Raw genomic sequence first — 15,988 nt, 5'->3', positions numbered from 1 at the left:
TCTCCGTCGTGTGGTGAGTGCCACCCCCATGCCCACCGGCGAGAGTGTCCGGGGACCGAATCCCGGCGAGCCAGGTCCCCGGGGCGGGGGTTCGTGACCCCGCCCCTCCCCCCAGGGCTACGCGCGGTAGGCGACGGTCGTCATCATCCCGGACTCCGAGTGGTAGATGTTGTGGCAGTGCAGCATCCACAGGCCCGGGTTGTCGGCGTCGAAGTCCACGGTCACTTTGCGGTGCGGCAGGACCGCCGTCGTGTCCTTGCGGGCGCCGGACCCGTTGATGCCGGCCAGGGCGAAGGTGTGGCCGTGCAGATGGATGGGATGCCACATCTCCGTGGTGTTGATGAACACCATGCGGACCCGCTCGTGGGCGCGGACCGGATAGAGCCGGTCCGGGGAGTAGGGCTTCTCGTCGAAGGCCCAGTCGTACTTCTTCATGCCACCGGTCAGCTTGATCCTCATGATGCGGTCCGGTCTGCGCCGGGTCAGGGCCACCGACTCGTCGGGTTCGAGGTGGGCGGCCGACGACAGCACCTTCCGGTTCAGCTCCGCCGGACGCACGGACGGCGCAGGGAGCGCCCCGCGGCCGGTGCGCAGCACGGCCATCGACGAGGCCTTCTTCCCCTCGGCGAGCGCGGTGAGCGGAAAGACCCCGTCCCCGGCGGTGACCAGCACGTCGTACCGCTCACCCATGCCCACGAGCAGGGAATCGGTCTTGGTGGGGCGGACGGGGAAGCCGTCGGTGTGGGTGACCGTCAGCTTGTGGCCGCCGAGCGCCACCCGGAAGGCCGTCTCGCCGCCGGCGTTGATGATGCGCAACCGGATGCGGTCGCCGGGCTTGGCGGTGAACTGCGCGGGGTCGTCCGGCATCCGCCCGTTGATCAGGTAGTACGGGTAGGCGACATCGCCCCCTTCGCCGCCGAGCAGCTTGCTGGTCGCGCCTCTCTTGACCCGCGACGGGCCTTTCGCCTTCCCGGCCGGGGGTGCCATGGACATCATGTGCTCGCCCGAGTGTCCGGCCCTGCCGTGGTTCAGCTCTGCCAGGACCGCCTCCGGTGTGGAGCCGTCGACCCCGTCCACCCAGTCGTCCAGGAGGACGACCCACTCCTTGTCGTACGACATCGGCTCATTCGGGTCCTCCACGATCAGCGGGGCGTACATACCGCGATCAAGCTGCACACCCGAGTGCGGATGGAACCAGTACGTCCCCGGGTTGGAGACCTTGAAGCGGTAGGTGAACTCCGAGCCCGGGCGGATCGGCTGCTGCGTCACACCCGGCACCCCGTCCATGTCGTTGCGCATCGAGATGCCGTGACAGTGCAGCGAGGTGTCCTGCGGCAGGTGGTTGGCGAGGGAGAGTGAGAGGATCTCACCGGCCTTGAGGCGGACCTCCTTGCCCGGCAGCCGGTCCCCGTACGCCCACGTCCTGACCGTCCGGCCGCCGCCCAGCTCCAGCCGGGTGGCCGTGGCGGTCAGCTTGAAGGTGCGGACAGGACCGGAGTCCCGTGCCTCCTCGCGCCCGATGACATCCGGGCCGTCGGCGGAGACAAAGCCCTCCGGCCCGTCGGGGGCGACATAGGCCTGCGGCGTCGCCTTGGGCGTCGCCTTCGGAGGGCTGCCGCCGTGGTTCGTCGATCCGTGGCCGGTGCCCGACGAGTCGGAGCAGGCGGCCAGAACTCCCGTACCGGCGGCGGCGATTGCTGCGCCGAGCACGGCGCGGCGCGTGTGGTGAGCGCGCATGACTGTGCACCTCGTGGTGTGTGGTGATGCGTGGCAGATGGGCGCGTCTGCTGCTTCTGGTACACCGCTCGGAGCGCGGAGGTTCCCAGGCAGCCGGGCGCATTTCTAGATCCGCAGCACCGACAGCCTGGCGAGGAGGGTCTTGCGGAGAGGCGGGTTGGGCCACAGTGCACGGAGTATCCGGGCGTGCCAGGCCGCGAGCAGAGCGACGGGGTCGGTCCGCAGCAGCCCCGCCGTCAGCAGGACGAAGGTGAAGGTGTCCAGCGCGGCGAGGCACAGCGTCATCAGGTCCATGCCTATGCCCGGGAAGTCCGGTCCGGCGTTCTGCAGGCTCACGGGACCGGCGGTGTGTTGGCCCCCAGGGAGCGTCATGTCCACCGCCGAGGACGAGAGGGTGTGCCCCGCCGCGGAGGCCGGGACCGTGTGCTCCTGCCGCGCGGACGGGACCGTGTGCCTGTGCGCAACGTCACCGTGCACCGGCACCGGGCGTCCCGCCGTGTGCATCGTGGCGATCCCGAACAGCAGCGCCACGAACAGCAGCGGCTGCCCGAACCGCGCACGCCGACCGATCGCCATGGCCCGCACGCTACCCCCACCCGGTATGCGTCAACGTGCGACCCGCCCTCTCACCTCCAACTATTAGCCCATAATGTCCGGAAGTGTCTGCATCGCCCCGCCGGGAGTGCTCGCCATCGTCCGGACCCTCCGTCGGCGCCACCTTCCAGGCAGGCCGCCGCACCTGGTCACGGGGGGCGGGTGATGGCTCCACGTGGTCTTCGTGGCAGGCTGGCCGAGGGTGCTCGCGCTGTCCCTGGCGCGGGAGGGGGCGAAGGAGCGACGGTGACCTTTGTACGAGTGGGAGGCGTACCGCACCATGTGGTCGTCGAAGGCAGCGGCCCGGTCTGCGTACTGAGCGCGGGCCTCGCGATGAGCTGGTTCGACTGGGACCCGGTCGTGCCGCTGCTCGCACCACACCGCACCGTCGTCCGTTTCGACCGGCCCGGACACGGGCTGAGCGGCCCGGCCGCCGTACCGCCCTCCGCCGCCGGGGAGGCTCATCGCATCGCGGGCGTCCTCGACGCCCTCGTCCTGGACGGGCCCGGCCAGGACGGGCCCGCCACCGTCGTCGGGCACTCGATCGCCGGCTTCCACGCCGAGGCCTTCGCCCGCCTCCACCCCGCCCGTACCGCGGCCGTTGTCCTCGTCGACTCCAGCGTCGAGGAGCACGCGCGCGTGCCCGCCGCACCCGCACTGCGCACCGCCGCCGCCCGTACGCTCGGCACCGCGCTCGCCGCCGCCGGAATGCCCGCGGCCCTCGGACCGCTCACCCGCCGCGCCATGGTCCGCCTCTCCCGCACCGGCGGCGGCGACCCGGCCCCCGCCGATCTCGTACGCCGCTGCTACGCCACCTCCCGGGTGCTGCAGGGCGCCCTGCTGGAGAACACTCACTACCGCGCCGTCGCCGCCGAGCTCCTCGCCCTGCGCGAGCGCCACGCCATGCCGGACGTCCCGGTCACGGTCCTCGCCGCGACGGCCGGGGCGACGGCCGGCGGGACGCGGTGGGTGGAGCGGCAGCGTGCGCTTGCCCGGCAGCTCGGCGGCCGCTTCGAGGCGGTCGAACCGGCAGGCCATCTGATGATGCTGGACCGTCCGGAGGCGGTGGCCCGGACGATCCTGGACAGCTACGGTTCGCGGGTCGGGCGAGCCGGGCGGGCCGTGCGGGCCACCCGGGACGGCTCCGGTTCGGCGTCTCAGCCGCTCGCGTAGACCCGCTCGAATCCGGTGAAAGGGGCCCTCTGACATGGCACGGCTGACCCTGCGCATCACGGGCCATGAGCTGCCCGGCAGCGCCTGCGGCGAATACCGCCACATCCATGTGGGCACCCAGCGCGGCAGGGATCCCGACCAGCTGGTGTCCGCCGACGCGGCCGATGCGGTATTCGAGATCCCCGTCGAGACCGTCACCGCGCCCGACGGAACGGCCGACTTCCGCGGCCCGTACGTCCAGGGGCGTCGTGGCGAGCGCTTCATCTATCTGACCTGGGGTGAGCTGCCGCCGGGCGGCGACTTCGCGATGTTCCGCCGGGCCAAGGTCTTCCTCGCGGACCTGCCGGAAGAGGCTCTGGCCGGCGGCATCGTGGAGACCGGCCTCGGGCTGACGGACGGGCAGGGCATGCCGCTCTGCGCCGCCATCCGTCCGCCCCGGATCGCCTGGCGGCTGACCGGGACGGACGGCTGAGCGCGGCCGGGACCCTCAGGCCCCGGCACCGGGATCTTCAGGCCCCGGCACCGGGATCTTCAGGTCCTCAGGTACGGACCTCGGCGCCTCGCTTGTGCAGCAGATCGACCATCAGGCCGACCTCCGAGCGCTGGGCGTCCACCGTGCCCTGGGCGAGATCCCGCTCCGTTTCGACCGTGCAGAGCTTCACACAGCCCTCGGCCATCGAGATGCCGCCGTTGTGGTGGATGATCATCAGCTGGAGATATTCGATCTCGGCCTGCCTGCCACTGGCTTTGCCGAGCCGCCCCAGGTCGGTATTGGTCGCCATGCCCGGCATCAGCGAGCCGTCCTTGGCCTGATGCCCGGAGTGCGCGGCGTGACCGCCTTTCATGTCCGGCATCATCCACGCCATCGGCTCGCTGTCCGTGGAGACCTTCGGCAGCCCCCACAGATCCAGCCAGCCCAGCATCATCCCGCGCTGGTTGGCCTGGGTGTTGGCGATGTCGTACGCGAGGCGGCGCACCTCGTCGTCCTTCGTACGGTCCCGGACGATGAAGGACATCTCCACCGCCTGCTGATGATGGACCGACATGTCGCGCGCGAAGCCAGCGTCCGCCGAAGCCGCCGACGGCGTACGGGACGTGGCGCCGTCATTGCCGCTGCCGCCCGCGGAGGCCACCGTGGCGGCCCCCGCGAAGAGCAGCGCGAGCACGACCGCCGTGATGGCCGCCCAGTGCGTACGGGTCATCCCCGTCACTTGGCGCCCAGACCGTTGGTGCACGCCGCGCCGGGCTCGGGGGTCTGCGTGCCCTGGACGTACTTGGTGAAGAACTGGTTCACGCGCGGGTCGTCGGCACTGTCGACGGTGACCTGCTTGCCCCAGGCGCTGAGCATGATCGCACCGGACTGGTCCTTGACCGGGCTCATCAGCGTGTACGGAGTCTTCTTGACCTTCTCGCCGAGCTTGGTCACATCGGCCGCGGGAGCCTTGTCGTTGTACGTCACCCAGACCGCGCCGTGCTCCAGCGAGTGCACGGCGTTCATGTCCGGGATCGGCTCCTTGTAGACGTCACCGTTGCAGTTCATCCACACCTGGTTGTGGTCGCCGCCGACCGGCGGCTTCATCGGGTAGGTGACCGTCTTGGTGACATGGGTGCGGCCGAGCTTCTTCGCGTTCCAGGACTTTTCGCCGGTGATGGGAGCCTTGGCGTCGGCGACCTTCTGCTCCTTCTTGTCCGACTCCTTGTTGAGCGCGAAGACGCCGAAGCCGACAAGGCCGGCGACGACGACAGCGCTGATGCCGATCGTGATGATGCGGTTACGGCGCTCGCGGCTCTGCTCGGCGCGGCGCATCTCTTCTATCCGGGCCCGGCGGTCGTTATTGCGGGAAGTCATGGTGGTTGTCGTCCTTCGTGAAGTCTGCAGTGATCAAGGGGCTGGGGGAGGCGCGACCTGTTACGTCCGCAGCACTTGAAGAACGTGAAGGTCCGGGGCGCGTGCGAGCGCCCCGGAGCGGGGCAGCCGGCCGGTGGGAGCCGGCAGGTCGAGATGCGGGGGCTGTGCGCCGGCCTCGAGCGGGGAGTCCAGCGGCGGCGCGGTGAGCACGGCCGGGCTGACGAGCGGCAGCAGACCGCAGGAGCCGTCGTCGTACGGGCAGGTGTACGCGGTCGGGACGTCCGGCCGGGCGGTGTGGTGCGGGGCGGGGGCCGACGGGCTCAGACAGATGAAGAGCGCGCTGAGGAGCGTCGTCACGGCAGTCACCAGTGCCATGGGACGCGCGGTGCGCGCGATGTGGTTGAGCCGGGAACCCCCCATGGCCGCAGATGGTAGTAGGCAGCGGTGCTACGCACCTCATATGGGGCTGATAACAGCCATCCCCCACCTCCCGGGAAGTGGCGGGGAGGGAGTGGGGAAGGAGCGAAGGGGGCCTCAGGGTCGTCTCCGGGTACGTTCCTGACCCACAATGGGCACTGCCGGTACTGCCGGTACTGCCGGTACTGCCGGTACAGCGGGCACCGGCGGCGCGGGCAGTGGACGCGGTCCGCAACGCGCCTGAAACTCTTGGATGGCATGCTCGTGCGGAGCAGGCGGCTTGACCAGCAAGGATGGGTGGAAATGGATAAGCAGCAGGAATTCGTGCTCCGTACGCTCGAGGAGCGCGACATCCGCTTCGTGCGCCTGTGGTTCACCGATGTGCTCGGCTTCCTGAAGTCGGTCGCGGTGGCGCCCGCCGAGCTCGAGCAGGCCTTTGACGAGGGCATCGGCTTCGACGGCTCCGCGATCGAGGGCTTCGCGCGGGTCTACGAGTCCGACATGATCGCCAAGCCGGATCCGAGCACCTTCCAGATCCTGCCGTGGCGCGCCGAGGCGCCCGGCACGGCGCGGATGTTCTGCGACATCCTGATGCCGGACGGTTCCCCGTCCTTCGCCGACCCCCGCTTCGTACTGAAGCGCATCCTCGCCAAGACCTCCGACCTGGGCTTCACCTTCTACACCCACCCGGAGATCGAGTTCTTCCTGCTGAAGAGCAAGCCGCTCGACGGCACCCGCCCCACCCCTGCGGACAACTCCGGCTACTTCGACCACACCCCGCAGAACGTCGGCATGGACTTCCGCCGGCAGGCGATCACCATGCTGGAATCCATGGGCATCTCGGTGGAGTTCAGCCACCACGAGGGCGCGCCGGGCCAGCAGGAGATCGACCTGCGGTACGCGGACGCGCTGTCCACCGCGGACAACGTCATGACCTTCCGCCTGGTCATGAAGCAGGTCGCGCTGGAGCAGGGCGTGCAGGCGACGTTCATGCCGAAGCCGTTCAGCGAGTACCCGGGCTCCGGCATGCACACCCACCTCTCACTCTTCGAGGGCGACCGGAACGCCTTCTACGAGTCGGGCTCGGAGTACCAGCTCTCGAAGGTCGGCCGCTCCTTCATCGCGGGCCTGCTCAAGCACGCGGCGGAGATCTCGGCCGTGACCAACCAGTGGGTGAACTCCTACAAGCGCATCTGGGGCGGCTCGGCGCGCAGCGCGGGCGCGGGCGGCGAGGCCCCCTCGTACATCTGCTGGGGCCACAACAACCGCTCGGCCCTGATCCGCGTCCCGATGTACAAGCCGGGCAAGACCGGCTCGGCCCGTGTCGAGGTCCGCTCCATCGACTCGGGCGCGAACCCCTATCTGACGTACGCGGTCCTGCTGGCGGCGGGCCTCAAGGGCATCGAGGAGGGCTACGAACTCCCGGCGGGCGCGGACGACGACGTGTGGGCGCTCTCCGACGCGGAGCGCAGGGCGATGGGCATCGAGCCGCTGCCGCAGAACCTCGGCGAGGCGATCGCGCTGATGGAGCGCAGCGAGCTGGTCGCCGAGACGCTGGGTGAGCATGTCTTCGACTTCTTCCTGCGGAACAAGAAGCAGGAGTGGGAGGAGTACCGCAGCGAGGTCACGGCCTTCGAGCTGCGCAAGAACCTGCCGGTGCTGTAAGCGCAGGTCAGAGCGCTCCCCTGGCATAAAACGGCTCCGGGCCGATGGCAGTACGCCATCGGCCCGGAGCCGTCTCATGCGCCCTGGACCGTCTGTGGGCCAAGCCGAGCGTCTCTCCGTCGGCGGCACACCAGCCGGGCAGTCCCTCGTTATGTGCCCTGGTCGTGGGCCGTTTGCCACTGGTAGCGGCAGGTGCGGGATCGGTGCTGGTGAGGCGGCGCCGGCGTGACCGGCGCAGTCGGTGCCTGGCGTCGTACGCGGGGCGGGTTGCGCTCACACGACCGATGAGTTCCGCCTCGCCGCGTCGTCTGCATGGTGGGAACGTCCCCCTTCCGCGCCTGCGGGAGGCCCAAGATGAGATGACAAGGAGCGTGCACACCGTGGACCAGGAGAACGTGAGTGCCACCCTGACTGTCGCCGTGCCCGCCGAGAGGGTGTTCGCGGTGCTGGCGGACCCGACGACCCACTCTGCGATCGACGGCACCGGCTGGGTTCAGGAAGCTGCCGACCGGGCGCCGCTGACCGAGGTGGGCCAGATTTTCCGGATGGACATGTATCACGCCAACCATCCAGACGGTGACTACCAGGTGGCCAACAAGGTCCAGGTGCTCGACCCGCCGCGCGCCATTGGCTGGCTGACGGGGCAGGAGAAGGGCGACGGTCACCTGGAGTTCGGCGGCTGGATCTGGCGTTACGACCTTGCGCCGCTCGGTCCGTCCGAGACTGAGGTCACGCTCACCTACGACTGGTCGGCGGTGCCGCAGTTCATCCGGGAGTACATCCAGTTCCCGCCGTTCGGCCCTGAGCATCTCACCAACTCGCTGCACCACCTGGCCGAGCTTGCCGCACCGACGTCCCGGGCCTGGAAGGTCAGCGGCGCTCAGCCGACAGAGCAATGATCCGGGCCAGAAGCAGTTCGCCTCTGGCCCGGCGTTGTCTCAGGGGACCTTTAGCACGGGATGACGTGCCAGACCGGGGCCCAGTCGTAATTGCCGTTGTTGGCGTACGCGCCGGGCGTTGTGTAGATGGTGTTGTAGCCGCGGTCCAGGAACCTGGCCCGGGTGCCCGGGGTCTGGTTGTTGCTCCAGGATCCGGGGCCGTTCCAGTTCGAAAGGTCGTATGTCTGGCACTTCCACAGGTTGAACTGGGTGCCGGTGAAGCTGGTGCCGGTCCACATGCAGAAGTTCTCGTACGGACAGGCAGCCCTCGGGCCCGCCGCGCTGCTCAGGTCGCGGGCGTAGCGCTCTCCGGGTACGGCGACGACGATCTCGCCCTTGCCCGCCAGTTCGATCTTGTTGGCGGCGATCTGCTTCCCGCCCACCGTGGTGAGGTAGCCGTCGACCGTGGTCTGCAGTTGCTTCGCCCGGGCGCCGGTCAGCCCCGCCTGCTTCGCCTGGGCGGCGAAGTCCTGGTGGCTGTTACCGCTTGCGGCGGAGGCCGTGCCGGTGAGTCCGATCAGTGCTGCGGCGACGAGTGCCATGACGGCGAACACCGACGCGGTCACCTTGCGTAACGCCATGCGTGATTCCCCCAACTGGTTCTCGAGCTGAATGCCCGCGCTCTTGCGGCGGGTATGCCCATGAGTCTCCCGGGGCGCCAGCGGGGCGGACAACCGCTTTCTGCAGAGATGTCCACAAGACGCCACTCATGCCATTGATCACTCAACGGGCTGGAATATGGCGTGTGTTGGCGTGCCCCTCCCGGGGCTCGGACGGCGGGGACGCGGCACGTCGCCCAGCGGCACGGTGCGGCCTCGGCGGCGCCGTAGCCCGGCCGGCCGCTCCCCGGATGCCGCCCTGCCAGGAAACCGGCAGGGTGGCTTCACCAGGACTTTCCCGCACAGACGAGGACCGCCCATGTCCGTGACCGATCACCGGCGTCTCCGCGTCGCCGCCGGGGCCGTGCTCCTGACCCTCGCCGTCTCGGGCTGTTCCGGTCTCGGCCGCAACGCGGTGGGCACCATCTCGTACAGCACAGAGAACGACCGTGTGGTGACGGTGTCGAACCCCCTCGTCACGGGCTGCCACCGCCTCGGGCCCGCCGGTGCGGTCAAGGTCTTCAACAACACCCTGGTGGACATGGTTCTGTACCCCAACGCGAACTGCTCCCGCGGTACAACGACGTATGTGGCGACCACGTTGTCCGACAACATCGCGCCCGTCGCCAGACCGTGGCGGAGCTACTCCCTTGTCCACTGAGGCGCGCGCCGACGCCGGCCGAAGTCTGTTCGGCGACGGCGAAGTACCGGCTCTACTTCATTGTTGGTAGATGCACCTACATCCGTATCGAGGAGCCGTCGTGCACTCACACGCTGAACAGCCCGCCGATGTCGTCGCCCGGCTGCGTGCCACCTTCCGCGCCGGGCGTACCAAGCCGCTCTCCTGGCGTACCGAGCAGCTGATCGGCCTGCGGACCATGCTGACCGAGCACAGTCAGGAGTTCGCTGCCGCGCTCCGGACGGACCTGGGCAAGAGCGAGCGCGAGGTGTTCCGTACCGAGATCGGCTCCACCGTGGGCGGGATCGACCACACCCTGGAACAGCTGGAGGAGTGGCTGCGGCCCGAGCCCGTCGAGGTTCCCGAACGTCTGCGTACGGCGACGGCATGGACGGTGCAGGACCCGTTGGGTGTCGTACTGGTCATCGCGCCCTGGAACTATCCGGCGCACCTGCTGCTCGCGCCGGTGGTCGGCGCGTTCGCCGCGGGCAACTGCGTCGTCGCCAAGCCGAGCGAGCTGGCTCCGGCCACCTCCCGGGTCATCGCCGAGCTGCTGCCGCGGTTCGTCGACAGAGACGCGCTTGCCGTGGTGGAAGGCGGCGTCCCGGAGACCACCGCCCTGCTGGAGCAGCGCTTCGACCACATCTTCTACACCGGCAACGGAACCGTGGGCCGCATCGTGATGCGCGCGGCCGCCGAGCACCTCACCCCGGTGACTCTGGAACTCGGCGGGAAGTCGCCCGCGTTCGTCGACCAGGGCACGGACCTGCAGACGGTGGCCTCCCGGCTCGTAGCCACGAAGTTCCTCAACGCGGGCCAGACCTGCGTGGCCCCGGACTATGTGCTCACCGACCCGGTGACCGCGAGCAAGCTCGAGGACGCCTTGGAGACTGCTGTCCAGCAGGCGTACGGCGATGACCCGGCGGCCTCGCCCGAATACGGGCGGATCGTCAACGAACGGCACTTCGAACGGCTGACCGGCCTCCTCGGCTCGGGCCGTCCGGTCGTCGGGGGCGAGCACGACCGCCCGAGCCGCTATCTCGCCCCGACCGTACTGGCCGGAGTGTCGCCGGACTCTCCGATCATGTCCGAGGAGATCTTCGGCCCGATTCTGCCGATCGTGGAGGTCGCCGGCCTCGACGAGGCCATCGCGTTCATCAACGACCGGGACAGGCCGCTGGCCTTGTACGCGTTCACGGATTCCGCCACGACCCGCGACCGGCTGCTGGCGGAGACCTCCTCGGGCGGCGTCGGGTTCGGCCTCCCGATGGCTCATCTCACGGTGTCCGATCTGCCCTTCGGAGGGGTCGGCGAGAGCGGCATGGGTAACTACCACGGCCGCTACTCGCTGGAGACGTTCAGCCACCGCAAGGCCGTGCTGGACATGCCGCTCGGCTGAACCACGCGGTGCCTCCCGGAGTCCGTCTGATGCCTGCGCCAGTCGCGGGGGCGCAGCGATGAATGGGTTAAGCGTGAGGTGCAGCTGAACGTGGCCGCTCCCGGTAGCCGGCCGGCTACCGGGAGCGGTGTGAGGTGTCGCTAGTTGTACGGCTTGAAGAAACGGGTTGATGCGTAGCCCCACTGGGATGCCGTGTAGGACCAACTGGCCAGCGCCCCGTTGAATTTGGCGTCCTCTGCCCGCGCGGTCCAGGTCCACATCTTCACGGCGCCGTCAGGCTGGTGGTACATGGCGCCGATGTCGTCGAGTCCGTCGCCGTTGTAGTCGCCGATGACGAGCTGGCTGCGTTTGATGTCCCAGCTGCCGGCGTTGCTGGAGAGGGAGACGAAGGCGGACCCGAAGCGGTCGTCGGGCTGGGACTCGGCGATGAAGGTGGAGACCTTGTCGCTGCCGTCGGCGTAGTCGTACCAGATCATGGCGTCGTCGCGTCCGTCCCCGTTGAAATCACCGGCGTGCGGGGTGGAGCGGTTCCAGTCGATGGCGTCGCTGTACCACCACGATGTCGGCTGGGCGAACCCACCGGTGACGGTGGAGAGGAAGGTGTGGTTGCGCACGGTGTTGTCGCCCTGGCCGTAAAAGACGCTGACGTCGTCGCGCCCGTCGCCGTTGAAGTCGCCGGTGACGAACTTGCAGCGGTTCCTGAGCCAGGTACCGCCGGGGGCGGACCAGGACTCGAAGGGCTGGTTGAAGCCGCCTGTGACACCGGCGGTGTAGGTCCACAGTTTGGTGGTGCCGTCGGGGTAGGCGTACCAGACAGCGATGTCGTCGCGCCCGTCACCGTTGAAGTCGCCGGCCTGTGGGGTCATGTAGCTCGTGTGCATCCTGCCGGCCTTGGCGCTCCATGAGGAGAAGGGTGCGCTGAAGCCGCCATCGGACTTACCGAGCGCCGTCCACAGCTTGATGCTGGTGTCGCTGTACCCGTAGAGGGCCGCCATGTCGCCGCGTCCGTCGCCGTTGAAGTCGCCGGTGACGAACTTCATGTTGTCCGCCTCCCACGCGCCGACCGCGGCGGCGAACGACTTCATCGGCTCCTTGAACGAGCCGTTCGTGTTGGACAGGAGCGTGTACGTGGCGTCGGAACCGGCGGTGTAGTCGTACCAGAGGCCCATGTCGCTGCGCCCGTCGCCGTTGTAGTCGTGCCGGGTGACGGTGCCGCTGGACCAGACGGCTTGGCCCTTTCCGTTGTGGACGACGAGATTGCCGCGGTCCTGGAGCAGGACGTAGCCGGCGCCGGTCAGTCCGGGCTCGACGTCGGGCCGGGTGGCGTCCGGCGTTTCGCGGACGTCGGTGCTCCACAGCGGAGTGCTGCCGTCGGCCGAGTAGACCGCGAGGTTGCCGTTGGCGAGTACGCGTGCGGTGGCGCCGTTGTTGCCGGCGGTGTTGCTGGACCACAGGGTCTTGCTCGCGTTGGAGGTGATGACGAGGTTGCCGTCGGTCTGCATGGTGAGTTTGGCCGAGTTTGAGGCCAGAGACTGACCGCTCGCCAGGGTAGTGCCGCCGGGGATCTGCCGGCCGCCGTTGGCTCCGTCGATGGGGAAGGACGCACCGATGCCGGTGTAGTCGTTGCCGGTCTTGCGGCCGGGCCAGCCGATCAGGGTGTTGTCCTTCTTGCGGGCCCACAGGTCGGGGATGCCGTCGCCGTCATTGACCTTGTCTGCGTTGCTGTCCCCGTCGAGGTCGCCGGAGGAGCCGATGGTGGGGTAGAGGCTCTGCGGCATGGTGCCCGAGGCGATCTTGACACGGCTGCTGGCACCGCCCCACGTCGCGGCATCGAGAATGCCGTTGGGGTCGGCTTGGCCGTAGGCGCGGTACAGGTCGCCCGAAGCGTTGTTGCGCAGCAGCAGGTCGGGGAGCTTGTCGCCATTGAGGTCACCGGGGACGACCACGGTGAACTTGTCCCAGTCGGTCTCGCCGACCAGGACTGGGTGGGGGCGGACTCTGTCGAGCAGAGTGCTCCGGTTGCCGTAGTAGACCCACAAGGTCTTGCCCTGCTTGACCAGGAGGTCGGCGTATGTGTCGCCGTTGATGTCGCCGCCCGTGGTGATCTGTTCGGCGTTGTACCAGTGGTCGTCTCCAGTCCAGCCCGCTTCTCCCTTGCACCTGCTGCTCGGCACAGGGCACTTGACAGCCAACTGAAGATAATTGTCGGCGTTGATCATCCCCTTGCCGTTGTTCGGGTAGACACGCAGCTTGTTCGTCTTGTCGTTCTCGTTGTATTCGAGCGAGATGAGGTCGTTGTAGCCCTCCTGTCCCCAGTCGCCCATGAAGGTGACCTGCTGACCCGGGAAAGTGCCGCCGCCGTTGGTGGCAGAGGAGAATTCCCGTCCGCCGCGGCCGGAGTAGGTGAGCAACGTTCCGTTGGTGTCGGTGTTCCAGATGTCCGTGAAACCGTCACCGTTGAGGTCACCGGGCTCGTCTCGACCCTGAGCCCGGGTCGCGTAGTACAGGTAGGTGGCGGTGTCGGAGCGGTTACCCGCCGCGTCCACGCTGTAGGCGTAGATGAGCTGCGGGCCGTAGGACGGTGGTGTCACCAGGGCGATTGGCGCGCTCGCACGGGTTTCGTGAACGTCGGCGTCGGTGTCGGTCCACCAGTAGTAGGCGACGACGTCGGGGACACCGTTCGCGGCCAGGAGGAACTTCCCCTCCGAGCGGGCCGGGCCGGTCGGATCGGGCCAGCCCTGGTCACCATTGGGGTACTTGTTGCCTTCGGATGTGATGACAGGTGGTCGGCTGGGACGGCTGCGGTCCAAGGTGAACTTGCACGTGGTGCTCCATGCCGAGTACAGCCCGTCCGGGTCCTTGGCGCGGACTTTCCAGGTGTAGTCACCACCGGGGGTGCTGGCTGCGGGTAGTACCACTGTGGTCACCCGACCCTTGAGCGCGGGCACACTGGTGTCCACCACCGGGGTGTTGGAGCCGGCCTTGAACGCCTGGAAGTGAGCGGTGAGGTTCCCGCCGTCCGGGTCGTCGATCTTCGCGTACAGGCTGACCGCGGTGTTGCCGATGCTGCCGCCGGCGGTGCAGCTGGTGCGGGGGTTGGTGCCCAAGCCGGCGGGTGTCTTGGGCGGGTGGTTGTACTTGATCTCGAGTGTGGCGGTCTTCGGGTCGAACTTCTTCCAGCCGAACGTGTCCGCCTCATTGCTTGCGTACAAGCCCAGCGTGACGCTCGCCTCGCCGTTCGCGGCCGCCTTGCGAACCGCGCTGGTGGCGTTGAATTCCAGGTTCCCGGCGGCGCAGTCCTTGCTCCATCCCTTGGCGTCGTTCACGGTGGACAGCGCGGCACCGCCGATCTTGCCGGGCTGGTTGTCCCAGGTCGTCTTCATGGAGATGTCACCGACCTCCCAGAGTTCCACCGGCCGGTCCTGGCAGGACCATGACCAGGTATTGCGGATCCGGAAGGTGGCGTCCTTGATCTGCGCTCCGGTGACGTCGCTGGTGTCGAGCTGGAAGAACGAGCGGGAGATCCGATCCGAACCGCCTGTCTCGCTCTCGTAGCCGGCCCGCACGACCTCCTTGGCATCCCAGTAGGAGGTCTTGGGGTAGTGCTTGTAGACGCGTGCCCAGTGCTGCCATTCGCCCCAGGCCCAGCTGGGATCGATGAACACCGGGTAGGTGGTGTCCGCGCCGCTCAACAGGCCCTGGTCCGGTGTGATGGTCAGGGTGTCGCCGCTGACTGCGCTGCCCATCTGCACGTCCTCGGCGCCCACGCCGGGCTCGAACGTGTCACCCGGCCCCGTGGCCTCTTCCTGCGCCGTCGCGAGGGCGCGTGCGGCGGGCGTGGTAGGTGCGCCGGAGTCCCACATGAGTGGGGCGGGGCTGGTGAACACGGTCTGCCCGGCCGGGTCGGTAGCTACCAAGGTGCCGGTGTCCGTGTCTTTGGACACGGACAGTCCGACGGTGTCCATCGCGAACTGTAGTTTGGCCAGTTCCGGGTTCTTCGCCGCCTCGGCAGTCTTGACCACGAGCAGCTGGGAGAAGCCCTCCACTTCGGCCTTCAACTGCAGGTCCACTCCGGCGAGCACCTCGGGATAGGTTGCCACGTTGCCGTCGAGCGTGGGCTTGGGCAGCGGCTTCGGCCAGGTAAGTGACAGAGTGCGCCCGTCCTTGACCCCGGACAGCATCGGACGGCTGCCGCCACCGGAGAACTTCACCGAGACCGAAGCCGACTTCGGTACGACCGATCCGTCCGCCGCGAAGCTGAGCGTGGGGTCGGCGGCCACCCAGGCGCCATTACGCCACAACCGCACCGCAGTTCCATGCCGCCTCACCGAGAACGACCCGTCCGGCAGCGCCCACGTATCACTCGCCTCGGTGCGCGCCGATACCAATTCCGCTGGCTGACCGGAGGATTGAGCGTCCTGGAGAGCCTTGTCCTCCTCGCTCATCGAACCATCAGCCGCCGGATCGGATGACGCTGTACTTGCGGTTACCTGCGGTGGGTCGGCGTGAGCCGAGCCGACCGCCATCCCCGACGCAACGAGGCCACCGGCGAGCAAGCCGCACAGCAAGCGGATTCTCCATTTCCACGGAGCGGTCCCACCCCTAAGTGATATGGACACGATCCAACTCCCCCTTTTTCATGTGCCCGAATTTCGCGTCGACTCTATAGGAATCCCGGTCTGAACCTCCTCGCATCCTGGACGTGGAGCGTTTCGCTGGATGTGGCGGAAGCGTGTTCACAGCCAACTTGAAGCCGCCTGTGGCTCGAAGCGTGCGGTACTGACCTGGCCTAATGTCGCCCACGAAATCCTCACAAGTACCTCACATTCATCAATTCGGGCATTCGGTAAATCTAGATTTTTCACTGCGCATCTACTTATTGAATATTCCTGAACCTCGATTCAGCTGCTATGTTCGGCGAAATTTGCTTTCGTCGCG

13 protein-coding genes are annotated in these 15,988 nt (G+C 68.1%); 6 read left to right on the top strand and 7 right to left on the bottom strand.

All coding sequences use genetic code 11. From position 1 onward, the window contains the following. Positions 1 to 117 precede the first annotated feature (117 nt). Positions 118 to 1,737: a multicopper oxidase family protein gene (locus OG735_RS12375; protein WP_327323215.1), complete on the bottom strand. Its 1,620-nt coding sequence runs from the start codon at positions 1,735 to 1,737 to the stop codon at positions 118 to 120. A gap of 105 nt (positions 1,738 to 1,842) precedes the next feature. Continuing rightward, a complete protein-coding gene (locus OG735_RS12370) occupies positions 1,843 to 2,313 on the bottom strand; it encodes a hypothetical protein (RefSeq protein ID WP_327323214.1) in 471 nt (156 codons plus the stop codon). A gap of 264 nt (positions 2,314 to 2,577) precedes the next feature. On the opposite strand from OG735_RS12370, the gene OG735_RS12365 reads away from it, so the two are divergent. Beyond that, positions 2,578 to 3,504 carry an alpha/beta fold hydrolase gene (locus OG735_RS12365; protein WP_327323213.1) on the top strand — a complete coding sequence of 309 codons (927 nt, stop codon included), beginning with the start codon at positions 2,578 to 2,580 and terminating at the stop codon, positions 3,502 to 3,504. 34 nt (positions 3,505 to 3,538) lie between these two features. Further along, positions 3,539 to 3,976: a DUF5990 family protein gene (locus tag OG735_RS12360; protein WP_327323212.1), complete on the top strand. Its 438-nt coding sequence runs from the start codon at positions 3,539 to 3,541 to the stop codon at positions 3,974 to 3,976. Between the two features lie 67 nt (positions 3,977 to 4,043). Here OG735_RS12360 and OG735_RS12355 read toward each other — a convergent pair whose 3' ends face one another. Genes OG735_RS12355 through OG735_RS12345 form a run of 3 tightly spaced genes read right to left on the bottom strand, consistent with a single transcriptional unit; the run spans position 4,044 to position 5,773 of the window. After that, positions 4,044 to 4,706 carry a DUF305 domain-containing protein gene (locus OG735_RS12355; RefSeq protein ID WP_327323211.1) on the bottom strand — a complete coding sequence of 221 codons (663 nt, stop codon included), beginning with the start codon at positions 4,704 to 4,706 and terminating at the stop codon, positions 4,044 to 4,046. A gap of 5 nt (positions 4,707 to 4,711) precedes the next feature. Beyond that, on the bottom strand, positions 4,712 to 5,353 hold the full coding sequence (locus OG735_RS12350) for a DUF3105 domain-containing protein (RefSeq protein WP_327323210.1): 642 nt from the start codon (positions 5,351 to 5,353) through the stop codon (positions 4,712 to 4,714). 60 nt (positions 5,354 to 5,413) lie between these two features. After that, positions 5,414 to 5,773: a hypothetical protein gene (locus OG735_RS12345; RefSeq protein WP_327323209.1), complete on the bottom strand. Its 360-nt coding sequence runs from the start codon at positions 5,771 to 5,773 to the stop codon at positions 5,414 to 5,416. A gap of 300 nt (positions 5,774 to 6,073) precedes the next feature. On the opposite strand from OG735_RS12345, the gene OG735_RS12340 reads away from it, so the two are divergent. Together OG735_RS12340 and OG735_RS12335 are read left to right on the top strand one after the other, a co-directional pair. Then, positions 6,074 to 7,435: a glutamine synthetase family protein gene (locus OG735_RS12340; protein ID WP_327323208.1), complete on the top strand. Its 1,362-nt coding sequence runs from the start codon at positions 6,074 to 6,076 to the stop codon at positions 7,433 to 7,435. 380 nt (positions 7,436 to 7,815) lie between these two features. Beyond that, positions 7,816 to 8,334, top strand: coding sequence for a polyketide cyclase (locus OG735_RS12335; RefSeq protein ID WP_327323207.1), 519 nt, complete (start codon positions 7,816 to 7,818; stop codon positions 8,332 to 8,334). Positions 8,335 to 8,384: 50 nt separating this feature from the next. Here the strand turns inward: OG735_RS12335 and OG735_RS12330 are convergent, their stop codons facing one another. After that, the gene (locus OG735_RS12330; RefSeq protein WP_327323206.1) at positions 8,385 to 8,954 is read right to left on the bottom strand and encodes a hypothetical protein; all 570 of its coding nucleotides are present in this window, start codon (positions 8,952 to 8,954) and stop codon (positions 8,385 to 8,387) included. 337 nt (positions 8,955 to 9,291) lie between these two features. On the opposite strand from OG735_RS12330, the gene OG735_RS12325 reads away from it, so the two are divergent. Both OG735_RS12325 and OG735_RS12320 read left to right on the top strand, forming a co-directional pair. Next, positions 9,292 to 9,633: a hypothetical protein gene (locus OG735_RS12325; protein WP_327323205.1), complete on the top strand. Its 342-nt coding sequence runs from the start codon at positions 9,292 to 9,294 to the stop codon at positions 9,631 to 9,633. Between the two features lie 100 nt (positions 9,634 to 9,733). Further along, positions 9,734 to 11,050 carry an aldehyde dehydrogenase family protein gene (locus OG735_RS12320; RefSeq protein WP_442812412.1) on the top strand — a complete coding sequence of 439 codons (1,317 nt, stop codon included), beginning with the start codon at positions 9,734 to 9,736 and terminating at the stop codon, positions 11,048 to 11,050. 140 nt (positions 11,051 to 11,190) lie between these two features. On the opposite strand, the gene OG735_RS12315 is transcribed toward OG735_RS12320, so the two are convergent. Further along, positions 11,191 to 15,495 (bottom strand): FG-GAP-like repeat-containing protein, encoded by a 4,305-nt coding sequence (locus OG735_RS12315; RefSeq protein ID WP_327323203.1) that lies wholly within the window; start codon positions 15,493 to 15,495, stop codon positions 11,191 to 11,193. Positions 15,496 to 15,988: the final 493 nt, after the last annotated feature.

Origin of the sequence: Streptomyces sp. NBC_01210, assembly GCF_036010325.1 — a bacterium.
Classification (GTDB): Bacteria; Actinomycetota; Actinomycetes; order Streptomycetales; family Streptomycetaceae; genus Streptomyces.
This window is presented reverse-complemented; position numbering and strand designations above follow the sequence as displayed.

What these genes read in the sequence shown, in the direction of transcription:
- OG735_RS12375 (WP_327323215.1), bottom strand. Translation starts at nt 1,737, where the DNA reads ATGCGCGCTCACCACACGCGCCGCGCCGTGCTCGGCGCAGCAATCGCC.
- OG735_RS12370 (WP_327323214.1), bottom strand. Translation starts at nt 2,313, where the DNA reads ATGGCGATCGGTCGGCGTGCGCGGTTCGGGCAGCCGCTGCTGTTCGTG.
- OG735_RS12360 (WP_327323212.1), top strand. Translation starts at nt 3,539, where the DNA reads ATGGCACGGCTGACCCTGCGCATCACGGGCCATGAGCTGCCCGGCAGC.
- OG735_RS12355 (WP_327323211.1), bottom strand. Translation starts at nt 4,706, where the DNA reads ATGACCCGTACGCACTGGGCGGCCATCACGGCGGTCGTGCTCGCGCTG.
- OG735_RS12350 (WP_327323210.1), bottom strand. Translation starts at nt 5,353, where the DNA reads ATGACTTCCCGCAATAACGACCGCCGGGCCCGGATAGAAGAGATGCGC.
- OG735_RS12345 (WP_327323209.1), bottom strand. Translation starts at nt 5,773, where the DNA reads ATGGGGGGTTCCCGGCTCAACCACATCGCGCGCACCGCGCGTCCCATG.
- OG735_RS12340 (WP_327323208.1), top strand. Translation starts at nt 6,074, where the DNA reads ATGGATAAGCAGCAGGAATTCGTGCTCCGTACGCTCGAGGAGCGCGAC.
- OG735_RS12330 (WP_327323206.1), bottom strand. Translation starts at nt 8,954, where the DNA reads ATGGCGTTACGCAAGGTGACCGCGTCGGTGTTCGCCGTCATGGCACTC.
- OG735_RS12325 (WP_327323205.1), top strand. Translation starts at nt 9,292, where the DNA reads ATGTCCGTGACCGATCACCGGCGTCTCCGCGTCGCCGCCGGGGCCGTG.
- OG735_RS12315 (WP_327323203.1), bottom strand. Translation starts at nt 15,495, where the DNA reads ATGAGCGAGGAGGACAAGGCTCTCCAGGACGCTCAATCCTCCGGTCAG.